Genomic DNA, 14,196 nt, shown 5'->3' with positions numbered 1-14,196 from the left:
CACTAAGTCGCCAAGTCTCCCTGGCAAGCACACAGTCCTTTGGCCTCGAAGTCGCACATTGAGTTCAGGTGGTTGATATGAAGTTGCCGCATACTGCCTGTGATTACGGCGCGATATAAAAGCCACGCATATGCGTGGCTTTTAATTTTTTATCGTTCTGACACTCAGTTTGCAGGCTGGGTCAGGTCGATTTGATAGATTGCAAAACCATTTTCTGTGGTTTGATTTAAAGGCGTGATATGGGCAAAGCGCGCACTGAATGCTGTTGCCTTATCCGATGGTGAGCTGTAAAACACGACGTTAGCCCCCGCTACCGGAGCAAATGACCAGTTACCATCTGCGCTTGGGTCCATGCCGGTTTCAGGGGTTTTGTTTGACTGCAATGAAATATAATCAGCGACCACCTGACGGTTTTCGTTTGGTGAGTCTACTGCGATTTTTTCACCAGAGATCCCCGGGAAGTTACCACCACCTGAAGCACGATAGTTATTGGTTGCCACCAGGAATACCTGCTCATCGGTTACCGGCTCGCCCTGATAGGTAAGCGCTTTAATACGGTTTCCGTCAGATACCTTGTTGCCCTTAGTGTCATATCTTGCGGGCTCTGTGACATCAATTTGATAGCTCACACCGTCAAGGACATCAAAGTTGTAAGAAGGGAAGTCCGGATTGACCAGCACCTGAACCGTATCCGTGTTAGGTGTGATCTGATTGAACTGACCCGCTGACATTTCCAACCACTGTTTGACTTCAGCACCATTGAGTTTGAGCACTTTCAGCACGTTAGGATAAATATACAGGTCGGCTACATTACGATAAGCAATGTCACCTTTATCAACCGCTGTAAAGTCATCGGCACCACCACGGCCGGCTCTGAAAGGCGCACCCGCTGATAGTACCGGCAGCTCATCCAGCTCAGTTCCTTTTACAATGGCCTGCGTGTACCAAAGTTGTGCGTCGGTAACTATCTGAATAGACGGGTCGTCGTTAACCAGTGCAAAGTAGCTGTTTACCTCGTCAGAGATTTTGGCAAACGGCTCATTAACCCAGGTTTTGGTTTCATCGTGTGCAGCCATTGCCGCGTTTTCGACCTGTGCATCGTTAATGGCTAAAGACGTGACAGTGCGATCTGGGTTGGTGATAGAAATGGGATCCAGCGTCGACTGAGCGTCTTTTACCTGCCAACCTTCAGCACTGTACTCTAAGGTCATGTCGATGATACCCAGGTTATTACCCCAAAAACCAGGCATCACGGCAGCGACGCCATTGATGGTGCCTTTCTCATTGTCGACACCATGTTCTTCAAGGCCTGCATAGCGTGGACCTGGGAAGTTCGCATGGGCATGACCAAACATAATGGCATCAATGCCGTCGACTTTGGACAGGTAGTAACTGGCGTTTTCAGCCAGAGGTTTTTTCTCTGCCGTTTCCAGTCCAGAGTGCGGAATAGCCACTATGATGTCTGCACCGGCTTCTTTCATTTTAGGCACATAGTGTTTGGCCATTTCGACAATGTCTTTGGCTATGACCTGACCTTCCAGGTTGGCTTTGTCCCACTGCATAATTTGCGGCGGTACAAACCCAATGTAACCAATTTTCAGTGTTTGTGTGTCGCCATTTTTATCAACAACCTGTTTGTCTTTAATAATGTAAGGTGTGAACAGTGGCTCATCGTTGCTTGGATCATCGTCGCCATCATCTTTAAACACATTGGCTGAGATATACGGGAACTTGGCATCGTCTATGGCTTCGTCTAAAAACTCCAGGCCAAAGTTAAATTCATGGTTACCAATGTTGGCGACATCGTAGTCCAGTGTATTCATCGCTCCATAAATCGGGTGGACTTCACCGTCTTTAAGGCCTTTAATTTTCGCCATATAGTCGCCAAGCGGGCTTCCCTGGATAAGGTCACCATTATCAACCAGAACCGAGTTGGTAGCTGCCTCACGTGCCTGACGGATTAAGGTGGCGGTTTTGACCAGGCCGACCTTATTGTCTTCTTTATTCGAAAAGTAGTTAAAGTTCATCAGGTTCGCATGCAGGTCAGTGGTTTCCATAATGCGCAACTCAAGCAAAGTGCCTTCGGCAATCTTAGGCTCTTCAGGATCTTTGTCATCATCCTTAGGCTTATCATCGTCTACTGGCTGCTTATCATCGGTCGGTTGTTGGTCGTCTGTAGGTTGTTTGTCTTCATCTGCCAGCTGTTCTTTAACCGGCGGCTTGATCACAACTTTGTTATCGTTATCCGAACAACCAGTGATTAGTGCGGTTGTGCCGCAAAACATTGCGAGTGTTAGTAATTTTAATTTCATAGTCCTGACTCTGTAATTGTTTCAGGGGCAGTACTATAGAAACCAAAAAAGACAAAGAGGCTAAGAATTAATGGCATCTCTGTGCCAGATATATGGCTAAAAAAAGACTTTCATTCTTCTGTTAACATTTTAAGCTGTGGTCGACTAATTAGTTTAAATACATGATATTTATTAGCTAATTTTAGTTTTTGCGAGGTGAATCATGACTCTTTGTGAAATAACATTATTGATAAGAGTAAAGTGCGGCGGTGGTTGATAATTGCGGAGAATGTTTCGCACTCCAGTGCTGGAGCGCAAAGCAGATGCTTTTCACCAGTGTTCTGCCACTATCATTATTGACAATTTCGTATGAGTAGAAAAGCACCCGTTCTGAGCTATTATTTTGCTTTAGGCTGATAGAGTTGCTCTATTCCGGGAATGTTCAGCTCCCAGCGCGGCTTATGCTCGCCGATATAATGCCGTGCCGCGTCCAGAAATAATCGGGTTCTGACGGGTAAATCCCGGTGCGGGTAAACGGCATACACCGCACTGTAATCGGGCAGATTGACATGGGTCAGCAGGGGGACCAGCTGGTCGGTATCTACTCCGTCGGCAAAGAAGAAGGCCGGTGCAGTAAAAAACGCGGTGTGTGATAGTACTTTGCTCATCAGGGCCTCTGCATCATTGGAGCGAAACACTGGCGTAATGGGCTGCTCCTGTGGCTTGCCATCTTCATCTATGTAGCTGATAGCTTCAAAGCGCAGGTGTGAGCTGCTGTATGAGGCTGCGGGCAAGTCTGCCAGATCGGCCATGGTCTTTGGCTCGCCATAGGTGTCGATAAAGCGTTGGGTTGCCAGGATCAGCATTTTATTGCGGGCAATCTTTCGGGCTACCAGAGAGGAGTCGCGGGGTTCTCCAACCCGAAACGCCAGATCATATCCTTCTGAGATCATATCCACCACCCGGTCATCCATACGTATCTCAACACTGACCTGAGGAAAGCGCTTCTGGAAATCGTTGATGACCGGCATCAGGTAATGTTGACCGATATAGCTCGATGCGGTGATGCGCAATAAGCCCCTAGGCTCCTGGTGATAGTTTTCTGCCAGTTGCACTGTATCCTGTAATAGTAAGCGCAAATCTGCGGCCTTTTTTACCATTTCAGCACCGGCTGCGGTCAGGGAAAATGATCGGGTAGTGCGGTTGAGCAGTCGCACGCCCAGTTCTTCTTCAAGCTTGCCTATCTGTTTGGAGATCACTGAACGGTCTATATTTCTTAGTTCAGCTGCCTTAGAAAATGACCCCTGCTCAACAACTTCGAGCAACATAATCAACCGGCTGGTGGTATCCATAATCTGTCCTTTCAACACAAAGAAAAGTTTATTGGTGCCATTCTGGCACTAATGTTTTTAAAAAACTACCATTTTTCTACACGGTAATTCTTCGTACCATCATAGCAACTCATACTGTCGGAGAATGTCATGAATAAAATTAGCTATACACTCAGTGCGGTCGCACTTGCTTTGGTGCTCAGCGGTTGTAGCCAGCCAAATGCACAGGAAGGGCAGCAGCAGCCACCGCCGCTGACCATAGATGTGGCACAGGTCAAAATGGCCCCGGTGCAGTCATGGCATACCTTTACCACGCGTTTGCAAGCGCCGGAGCGGGTGGTGCTTAAGCCTCGCGTATCTGGTCAGGTAGAGCAGATGACATTCAAAGAAGGTGAAAGAATTGAAAAGGGCCAGACGTTGTTCAGACTTGACCCGCGCCCGTTTGAAGTGCAGGTAGAAACCCTGAACGCACAGCTGGTCAGTGCCGATGCGGCTTTAATGCAGGCTAAAAGCGAAGCACGCCGTGCCAAACAGCTGGTGGCTGAAAAAGCCATGTCAACCGAGCTTGCCGAGCAGCGTGCGGCGACATTGCGCCAGGCACAGGCTAACCGCGATGCTATCGCCGCACAGCTGAAAAAAGCGCGTCTGGATCTGGAGTTCAGCCAGGTTGAAGCGCCGATCAGTGGCGTGATTTCGCGTGCTATCGTGACCAAAGGTAATTATGTGAGCGCCGGTGAAACCACGCTGGCAACCATAGTCTCAGATCAGCAGATCTATGCATACTTTGATGTGGACGAGCGCACCTGGAGTGACAAGTTTGCCGGTGTGGATGCCACCGATGCGGTTACCGTGCAATTACAGCGTATCAACGGTGGCGCATCGGTGCCTGGCGTGGTTGATTTTATCGATAACGAAATTAACCCCAATACTGGCACTTTAGGCGTACGCGCAGTGTTTGATGCGCAGCAACACGGCCTGAAACCAGGTGCCTTTGCGCGCATCTCTTTGGGCTCGGCTGATGCTGCAACCATGCCTTTGGTGCCTGAGCGTGCCATTGGAACGGATCTGAAAAACCGCTTTGTACTGACGGTCGATGCCAATAACACGCTGCAATACCGCCTGGTAGAGCTGGGTGAGCGCTACGGTGCATTCCGTGCGATTAAATCGGGTCTGGAAGCAGGTGATAAAGTCGCTGCCAATGGTCCTGCACGTGTTGGTCCGGGCATGCCTATCACCCCAAACATGGTGACGCTGAACCTGGATGATACCCGTCTTGTGATTGCACAGCGCAATACTCAGCTTAGCGCTGCAAACTAAGAGGCAATTATGAACTTTTCTCACTTTTTTATTAGCAGGCCGATTTTTGCGGCCATGCTCTCGCTGGTGTTTGTGATCACCGGCGCTATCTCGCTGTTTCAGTTGCCGGTCAGCGAATACCCGGAAGTTGTCCCACCAACCGTGGTGGTTAACGCCAGCTATCCGGGTGCCAACCCCAAAGTGATTGGTCAGACCGTCGCAACGCCGCTTGAGCAGGAGCTCAATGGCCTGGAAAACATGCTGTACCATTCGTCTCAGGCAACCAGCGATGGCCGTCTTACCCTGACTGTGACCTTTGCTTTGGGCACAGATTTGGACCAGGCACAGGTTCAGGTGCAAAACCGGGTGAACAATGCCTTGCCACGCCTTCCTCAGGAAGTACAACGCTTAGGTGTAACAGCGCAAAAGTCGTCACCTAACCTGGCGCTGGTGGTGCATTTAGTGTCTCCGGATGGTCAGCAGGATACCTCTTACATGGCTAACTATGCCGACATCTATATCAAAGATGAGCTGAAGCGTTTGCCGGAAGTGGGCGATTTGCAACTATTCGGTGGTGCTAAATACTCTATGCGTGTGTGGCTAAATCCCGATGCACTGGCAGCGCGTAACCTCACTGCGGGTGATGTGATCAATGCGTTACGTGCACAAAACCAGCAGGTGGCCGCAGGCTCTTTGGGTGCTCAGCCTTCACCGGATGAGAACCAGTTTCAGGTATTGTTAAATGTAAAAGGGCGCTTAACTCAGATTGATGAATTTGAGCAGGTGATCATCAAAGTGGGCGAGCAGGGCCAGATCACACGTTTGCAGGACATTGCGCGTGTTGAACTGGGTCAGGAAAACTATGCGCTGCGCGCTATGCTGGACAACCAGCCAGCGCTGGCGATGCCGGTATTCCAGCGTCCGGGCTCTAATGCCATTGCCTTGTCTGACAACGTACGTGCGACAATGGCGCGTCTGGCGAAAGACTTCCCAGCGGGCATGACATATGAAATTGCTTATGACCCTACCGTATTCGTACGTGGCTCAATTGACGCCGTTATCCAGACGTTACTGGAAGCCATTTTGCTGGTAGTTGTGGTTGTTGTGGTGTTCCTGCAAACCTGGCGTGCGTCTATCATTCCATTAATTGCCGTGCCTGTGTCATTGATTGGTACTTTTGCCATCATGCAGATGCTGGGTGTGTCGATTAATACGCTGTCTCTGTTTGGTCTGGTGCTGGCCATCGGGATTGTGGTGGACGACGCTATTGTGGTGGTCGAAAACGTTGAGCGTAATATTGCCGACGGTTACAGCCCGTTTGAGGCAACTAAGATTGCCATGACTGAGGTAACCGGGCCGATTATTGCCATCGCCTTTGTATTGTGTGCGGTGTTTATTCCAACGGCCTTTATTACCGGACTGTCGGGCCAGTTTTACAAGCAATTTGCCCTGACGATCACCATTTCAACTTTGATCTCGGCCTTTAACTCGCTGACCTTGTCGCCTGCGCTTTCTGCCTTGCTGTTAAAGTCGCATGATGCGCCTAAAGATGGCCTGACTCGCGTGCTCGACAAACTGTTTGGCACCTGGTTATTCAAACCCTTCAACCGCATGTTCGACAAAGGTGCGCAGGGTTACGAGAAGCTGGTACAAAAACTGATCCGCATGAGTGTGGTCGTGGGTGTGGTGTACTTAGCGCTGGTGGGTTCAACCGTAGGTTTGTTCAACTCAGTGCCGGGTGGCTTTATTCCGCAGCAGGATAAGCAATACCTGGTTGCGGTAGCGCAACTACCGGATGCGGCCAGTCTGGACAGAACCGAAGCCGTGGTCAAACAAATGCAGGCAATTGCGCTGGAAGTACCTGGTGTGGCACATACCGTGGCGTTCCCGGGCTTGTCGGTGAATGGGTTTACCAACAGCACCAACAGCGGCATTGTGTTTACGCCACTGGCTGATTTTTCTGAGCGTCAGGACCCCAGCCTGTCCGCCCATGCGATTGCGATGCAGCTGAACATGCGCTTTGCTGAGATAGATGAGGCTTTTGTTGCGGTGTTCCCGCCGCCGCCAATTCTTGGTCTGGGTACCACAGGTGGCTTTAAATTACAGCTTCAGGACAGAGGAAACAAAGGGTTCGAAGCCTTGTTTGCAGCGCTCCAGAACACCATTGGTCAGGCGCAACAACATCCGGCACTGACGGGTCTGTACTCCAGCTTCCGCATTCAGGTGCCACAAATGGACATTAACGTTGACCGTGAGCAGGCACTATTGCAGGGCATTCCGCTGGATGAAGTGTTCAATGCACTACAGATTTACCTGGGCTCTGTGTATGTGAATGACTTTAACCTGTTTGGCCGTACTTATCAGGTCAAAGCACAGGCTGATGCAGAATTTCGTGCTAAGCAATCGCAGATCAACAACCTGAAAGTGCGTAACGCTGCCGGCAACATGGTACCTCTGGGCTCTGTGGTTACGGTGACACCCACCACAGGTCCGGATCGGGTGATGCACTATAACGGCTATATGACCGCAGAACTGAACGGCAGCCCGGCGCCGGGGTACAGCTCAGATCAGGCCAAAGAAGCGATTGAATCTGTACTGGCCGAGAGTTTACCGGAAGGGATCAGCTATGAATGGACTGAGGTAACGTATCAGCAAATTCTGGCGGGCAATACTATGGTGTATGTGTTCCCTCTGGTGGTAGTACTGGTCTTCATGGTGCTGGCAGCCCAATACGAGAGTCTGCGTTTACCACTGGCCATTATATTGATAGTACCAATGACGATATTCTCTGCGCTGGCGGGTGTGTACATGCTGGGCGGCGACAATAATATCTTCACTCAGATTGCGCTGATAGTACTGGTGGCACTGGCCTCGAAGAATGCGATTCTGATGGTTGAGTTCGCCCGCGATAAGCATAAATCCGGTGCAACGCATCTGGAAGCCATCATGGAAGCGTGTCGTTTACGACTGCGTCCTATCCTGATGACCTCGATTGCGTTCACAGCTGGTGTGGTCCCTCTGGTACTGGCGTCAGGCGCAGGTGCAGAGATGCGTCAGGCAATGGGTAATGCGGTGTTCTTTGGTATGATTGGGGTAACGGTATTTGGCTTGCTATTCACGCCCGTGTTCTATCGCCTGCTTACCTTAAACGACAGGGCAAAGGAAGGTTTGCAAGACAGCGCAAACGAACCTGTGATTGAAAAATAGCCGTTAACAGGATTTAAACACCTGTCACAATATTGAGTTGTTTGACAGAGACCAAGATGGTTTAATAGCAACAATTGCGAAGTTTTGCCCATAATCGGAAAGTTAAAGTTATGGGCAATCCGGCCTCAAAAGGGTCGAAAAGTGGAGAAAACCACCATGTCAGTCGAAAAAACCACCATGCGAGCACTGGAGCTGCGTCAATGTGGCGCTGAGTTTGACTTAGCGATGGCAGAGCACGCTATGCCAGTGCCGGGAGATAACGAGTTACTGGTTGCCATAGATTATGTGGCCCTGAATCACCTGGACGCACGGATGGCGAAAGACGGATTTTGCCAGTGGCAATACCCGCACATTTTGGGACTGGATGCCGTCGGCACTGTGGTCTCAGCTGCTAAAGGGGTATTTCCCCCCAAAGGCAGCCGGGTATTGTTTAATGCCAGTCTGGCAGAGCAGGGGATGCTGAAAGAGTACGCGGTTGTGCCCAGTCACGCGGTGTCGGAAGTACCCGATGGCATGAGTGGCGAAGTGGCGGTGTCATTGCCCAATGCGGGCATGGCGGCACTGCTGGCTTTGGATAAAATGCAGGTGCAGGACGGCGACTCGCTGGCCATCAACAGCGCACAAGGCGCTGTTGCACACTTTGCCGTGCAATACGCCAAGCAGCGCGGTGCTCAGGTGTTCGCCTTTGCACAGAAAGAGCATCACAAAAGACTGAGTAAACTCGGTGCAGACTGGGTGTTCGACTGCGAGTCGGAGTCGGTATGTGAACAGATCAAGCGAGAAATGGGCCCAGGCGGCTTTGACTGTATCCTGAATACACAAGGCGGCGACTCCTTTTTGGATGACCTGCGTCATTTACGGTTTTGCGGCCGCATTGCCTGCCTCAATGGCTTTGGCACTATTCCCGAAGAGCTGCTGTTTGAGAAAGCGCCCAACATCGGCGTGGTCTCGGTCGCCGGCGCCTGGATGGCCAACAGCCTGTGCGCCCAGCAGCACCTGTGTTTTATGGGCCGCCAGTTACTTGATGACGTCAGCAACGGCCGCATCAAAGCCCCCGAGGTGAAACTGCTCGACTTTAGCGTCGATACCGTGCGCGACGCACTAAGCTGCTTGCTTGGGAAAACCTGCCAGCAACGCCCAGTGATCCGCATCACGCACGATTAGACCGACACGATATTTATGAGTTACAAAGCCCGGCTAGGTTAGCCGGGCTTTTATTTTCCCTGACGTTTTCTATTAATTGGCATGAATGCGGCCAAGTCTTCACTGCCAGAGGTAATATTTTTAATCCAGTACAGATAACTTTTCTCTGTTTTGAGGCTGTAGTGTCTTGTCCTAGGCTCATACGGACAGATTCCAAAAAAGTGAATAAGACATCTTCACTCTAGTGCTGTTTATTTATACAGGTGTAAGTGAATGCGGCTAATTACCAAGTCAAATTTCTCGCTTTCTCCGGGCTTGAAGGTCTCGTTTAAGTGAAGCAGCGATTTAAGTTAATCAGATTCAAAAGGTTAGTAGTTTTACATAACGAGACCCCAAGTCTCGCTATGAACAAGGCTCGGTTTCAACAAAGCCGTTTTGGCTTGAGCAATGAAAGCAATGGTGGTAGGTTATTGTAATTATTATAAATAAATTTTATTAGTGGTAGCGTGGTTGGGCTTTGGAGATTGGTTCTAACCGGCATTCACGCTAATAAGCTGTTAGGTTTCTATCGAAAATGAGAGTAGCTATTTTAATTTTGTTAGGTTTAATGATTAGCGGTTGTTCGCTTAGTCGCCCATCAATTACAAAGTTGGAACATTTCACTCCTAGCTCTAATTTTAAAAACCATAAAATTGAGAACTTAGCCAATTTAGTTCTAATAGATCCGCCAACCTTTTATTGGGGGCCCCTAAGGGGAGACTTTAAGAATATTGAGTTTTTAAATAACCTCTATCCTTCGTCAAAGATTAAGTTGTATAAAGCAGACTATGTAACATTTAACCTTTGTCCTGGAGCTTATGATATTCAAGCTCAATTTTATATGGGAGGTCAAAAGACTGGCGATGCTGATAAATGGGGGAGTATTAAAATCGAAAAAGGCATCACGCGATATTTTATTGTTTGGGGTGGCTTAATAGAAATTTCTAAAGCTGAAGCACATTGGTGGCTAGACAAGTTAAACGCTGAGTTAGATGAAATGAGTCACTTAGGCAAAAACGATATATCGGGATATCTCAATATAGATAATCGGTGTATTTGAAACCTAACAAACGCTTAAACCAAAGGACGCAAAACAGCAGGCTTGCGCTCCTTCGTCGCTAATTTTAGCCTGCTACTTTGCGCCGGTTAAGCGAGGCGTTAAGTGAAGAGAGTGCGCACCTTGAACAATACATCCATATTAACCTTGTTATTTTTCCTATGGGCTCCAAATGTATGCTTAGCATTGTCTTGCGCAACAATGAGCGATCGCATCATAGGTGAATGTAATTCGAATGGTTGCAAAGAGATACTTTATATAAATGAGGTTAAGGCGAGTACAGCTTGTTCGCGTCGCCCAACAATCATTACCCCTCCTAGCTGGGCTTTAAAGGTCTTAGAACATGAGGTTTTGAAATATGAATCTATCGAAAGTGGTGTAATATTTGAGCTAACAATTCCAATTAGATACTGGTCTGGAAAAACAACATTTAATAGTTACGACGAGTACTTGTCTTACGTATCAGACGAAGCGAAGCATAGTTATATTGAACCAAAACTGAAAGTTTTAACCGGCAATAGTATGTCTTCCATCGTAGAAGGTTGGGAGGGTGAAGTAAGAGATGCATATTTACGTGATTTAATGTGGCGAACTCTTGATTGGCTAAGCCTAATAGTCTCCTTAGTCTGTCTAGTTGTGTCAGTTATCTGGTTTGGTCGTTGGTTATCTGGTAAAGCAGGTGCTGCAACTTTGGTTTCTGCTCTAACATTTCAGGCCTTAATATTGTATGCAGCGTTTTATAGTATGTCGTCTTGGAGTAACTTTATGGTAGGTTTGGCCGGGGTAGTGGTTCCTGGTATCTGGTTCTATCAGCTAATACAGTGGGTTTTGAAAGTATATGCCAAAAGATCACTTAACAAGTAAAGGCACAGGACACAGCAAAGCTGCGCCTGTGCTTTAGGCGTTAGAAATCACCTGTGAACATTGTACTTAAAATTTTAAAGTGGATATCAATCGGAGTTTTAGCCGTTTTAATTGGTTGGTTTTCTATTAGCTCGATTTTGTACCGTACGAGCTTTTCTGGCCAATTAATTACTACAAGAGGAATTGTTCACTATAAGTTCTTAGAATTGAACTTAAACAACCGGCAGCTATACGAAGAGCTAATGGGAAATAGAGTAGCCAGAATTATTGACCAATCACCTCTATACATTTCGCGGGAAGACCATGCCAAACTCTGGCCCGAAAACCCTCACGATATGCTAAAAAAAGGATATACCTTAGAAGCTGAAATTGTTTCTTACCCTTTATACTTTGGCGGTGTTGGTTATTCGAAGGTTGTATCTACACAAATAGTTAAAGAAAATCCGACATTAAGTAAGTGATGACTAACAAGCCAATGCAGGCAGGGACTTTTAATCGTTGGCTGGGTTCCGCTTCGCTTCACATGATAGCCAACGATTAAAAAAACCTGATTGGGGCGTTAGAAGTTTTAGGAATAAATATGGGACGCAGGAGAAAACTAGGTAGCATTGCAAGCGGTATTATTGGCTCGTTTCGGAGTAGAAACAATGATGTTGAAGGTTATTGGAGTATCGGTAAGCTTTACCTGTCCGTAGACCACCTTCAAAGCAAGTGTGTTTCAATAGACCTTTGCTCCCAACAGATTGTTCCACATTACCCGCACTTTGACCTCATGACTGAACGCTATTCAAAGATGTTTAAAGGGTTGCTTGTAAAACATTCAATTCCGTTTGAATGGGTTCGCTCAGCATACATTTATGTTGAATTTGGAGCAGAATATGAGGATCGTCATCACAATTGGCGGAGTGCATTGGGAAATCCGTGCAATCTCGTTTGTGTAGTCATAGATGACAATGGCAACAGTCATGTCGCTCGTGCGTATACAAACTGTTTCCCACATGACGCGAAAAGGGAAAGTCGGAGCACTAGGTGAGCAAACTTCTAAAGAAAACAAGCGACACCCACCTAAAAATGGCGTACTTTTGTAAAGGTATGTACGCATAGAACACGCTCAAAGGCTCGAGGACAATGGACTATGCCAACAGCAAGGAAAAAGCAGGTTAGCCAACCGATACCAAATATTATTACTGTATTTCCCGTTGTGTTCGTCGCACATCTTTTGCTGTAAATGTTGCTTAACGGATCGCTCATATAAGCAGTGTAACCTCCCCCAACCTAGTACAGCTCAATAGCAGAATTATGCAGCCTCAAGGTAGTCCCTGGCTGTCAGTCGCTTGTAATAATGTGTAATACCTTTTCACTGTTAATTGATTAACCTTTGCTCAGGCCAAATGCCAAAGACAGGGCACATATAAATAACGCGTGGCAAGTGTGGGAAATTTCTTTGCTATCAGATTATTAATGGCCCTGAGCTGTCCATTTAAAAGGAACGTATTTATGTGTACTGATTTCTCAATTAAAGCGCGAACGTTAGATCCAAATAAATTCATCCCCGTTATTGGTCGCTCTATGGAGCTCGGTCCAAACTTAAAGTCTGAACTCTTTTTCAGAGGGAAAGGCTTTTCATACCAGCAGCTGGCGGTGCAAGTAGTGGCTGACTCACTTAAACAACCTGAAAAATGTAAATTGAAAGATGAGGACCCAAAGCCTTTTACTCCTCGTGCCGATTTAAACAGGATTATCCCTAATCTGCTCACTTGGACTGGTAAATTTAACTTTATGGCACTAAATGGTTTTGCCACAGAAATAACTCAGGCCTTGCAGAAAATGACTGAAACAAGCATTGACGATGATTTATACGCAAGTATTGCAACAAATGGCATGAATGACCAAGGACTGACAACGGGCGCGATGGTATTGGCTCAATCGGTGTATCAAGATCCATTTGATGAAGACGCTAAACCGGTCCCTTCAAAAGGTGTCGTGTTTTATCAGAGCATTACAACCTGGATCCTATCCAATTGTGCAACCTGCCAGGATGTGATTGATACACTACAATATGGCTCGCTGATCATAAACGCGAATGGCTCATCGCTGGTTGAGAGTCAGGTTGAGAACAAAGATAAGATCTTGGTTGCTAACCCCTTTGAGCCAGACACAGTGCCCAGTGCAATGAATTTTCATTTTCCCGTACATGATGCACTAGGCAACAGCATTGTACTTGAGTATGTAAAAGGGCAATTGCAGATCACTGATTTGAACCCAATCCGTGCATTGACAAACGATCCCTTGATTGGCTGGCAGCAAGAGAACGTGATCAATAATTATGTGAATGTGGTGCCATTTAACTTTCAGGATGATGAAGGTGTACCCGACACTCCGAGTGTTGAAGTCTATAAGCGAGCAGCCCATAACTTCCAGTGCTTTTCACACGCTCAAGGGACAGGGTTTTCGGGGTTACCGGGCAGTTCTACGCCAGTTGACCGCTTTGTCCGTGCGGCGATGATGGCTAATTTCTCATTTCCGGTCTTCCAATTGTTCACTCAAAAAGAAATTGACGAAGCGAACAAGTTAAAAAGAGGCTGCACATCTTGTGCGCAAATGTACGGGGGGCAAGCGCCGATTGATGCCGATATTGCTGTTGGTAAAGCTGATGCAACCACTTTGGCTTTTCATATCCTCAATACTGTTGATATTCCGCTTGGTACTAGCAGAGATTCAAGAGGAAAGAGTGTCCACGATTATACACAGTGGGTGACAGTATCCGACTTAGTTAATCGCACCTTTGCTGTACGCATGTATCAATCGCCACAAGTGTTTGAGTTTGATTTGAAAAAGATAGACTTTAAAGGGCTTGAATCTTGCCTGTATAAACTTGACGATCGTATTCAATCCGTCAATTTAACTGATGCGGTTAATCAGCTGGCAACTTCGCATAAGCAAATTGAAGCACTTGTTTAGCTTTTAA

9 protein-coding genes are annotated in these 14,196 nt (G+C 47.4%); 7 read left to right on the top strand and 2 right to left on the bottom strand.

The window, feature by feature from the left end:
* Window positions 1-164 precede the first annotated feature (164 nt).
* Window positions 165-2,312 (bottom strand): bifunctional 2',3'-cyclic-nucleotide 2'-phosphodiesterase/3'-nucleotidase, encoded by a 2,148-nt coding sequence (locus ELR70_RS16765; RefSeq protein WP_054016785.1) that lies wholly within the window; start codon window positions 2,310-2,312, stop codon window positions 165-167.
* A gap of 377 nt (window positions 2,313-2,689) precedes the next feature.
* Window positions 2,690-3,643: a LysR family transcriptional regulator gene (locus ELR70_RS16760; protein WP_054016786.1), complete on the bottom strand. Its 954-nt coding sequence runs from the start codon at window positions 3,641-3,643 to the stop codon at window positions 2,690-2,692.
* A gap of 129 nt (window positions 3,644-3,772) precedes the next feature.
* On the opposite strand from ELR70_RS16760, the gene ELR70_RS16755 reads away from it, so the two are divergent.
* From ELR70_RS16755 to ELR70_RS16715, 7 genes are all read left to right on the top strand, one after another.
* Window positions 3,773-4,939 (top strand): efflux RND transporter periplasmic adaptor subunit, encoded by a 1,167-nt coding sequence (locus tag ELR70_RS16755; protein WP_054016787.1) that lies wholly within the window; start codon window positions 3,773-3,775, stop codon window positions 4,937-4,939.
* A 9-nt stretch (window positions 4,940-4,948) separates the two neighbouring features.
* On the top strand, window positions 4,949-8,125 hold the full coding sequence (locus ELR70_RS16750; protein WP_054016788.1) for a multidrug efflux RND transporter permease subunit: 3,177 nt from the start codon (window positions 4,949-4,951) through the stop codon (window positions 8,123-8,125).
* A gap of 156 nt (window positions 8,126-8,281) precedes the next feature.
* Window positions 8,282-9,289 (top strand): zinc-binding dehydrogenase, encoded by a 1,008-nt coding sequence (locus ELR70_RS16745; protein ID WP_054016789.1) that lies wholly within the window; start codon window positions 8,282-8,284, stop codon window positions 9,287-9,289.
* A gap of 553 nt (window positions 9,290-9,842) precedes the next feature.
* A complete protein-coding gene (locus tag ELR70_RS16735) occupies window positions 9,843-10,367 on the top strand; it encodes a hypothetical protein (protein WP_128064643.1) in 525 nt (174 codons plus the stop codon).
* A gap of 198 nt (window positions 10,368-10,565) precedes the next feature.
* Window positions 10,566-11,228, top strand: coding sequence for a hypothetical protein (locus ELR70_RS16730; protein ID WP_054016791.1), 663 nt, complete (start codon window positions 10,566-10,568; stop codon window positions 11,226-11,228).
* A 53-nt stretch (window positions 11,229-11,281) separates the two neighbouring features.
* A complete protein-coding gene (locus ELR70_RS16725; protein WP_054016792.1) occupies window positions 11,282-11,689 on the top strand; it encodes a hypothetical protein in 408 nt (135 codons plus the stop codon).
* A 1,036-nt stretch (window positions 11,690-12,725) separates the two neighbouring features.
* On the top strand, window positions 12,726-14,189 hold the full coding sequence (locus ELR70_RS16715; RefSeq protein ID WP_054016794.1) for a linear amide C-N hydrolase: 1,464 nt from the start codon (window positions 12,726-12,728) through the stop codon (window positions 14,187-14,189).
* The last annotated feature ends 7 nt before the right edge of the window (window positions 14,190-14,196 follow it).

Origin of the sequence: Pseudoalteromonas sp. R3 (assembly GCF_004014715.1) — a bacterium.
Lineage (GTDB): Bacteria > Pseudomonadota > Gammaproteobacteria > Enterobacterales > Alteromonadaceae > Pseudoalteromonas.
Note: the sequence above shows the minus strand (reverse complement) of the source record. Positions and strands in the feature narration are given on the sequence as shown.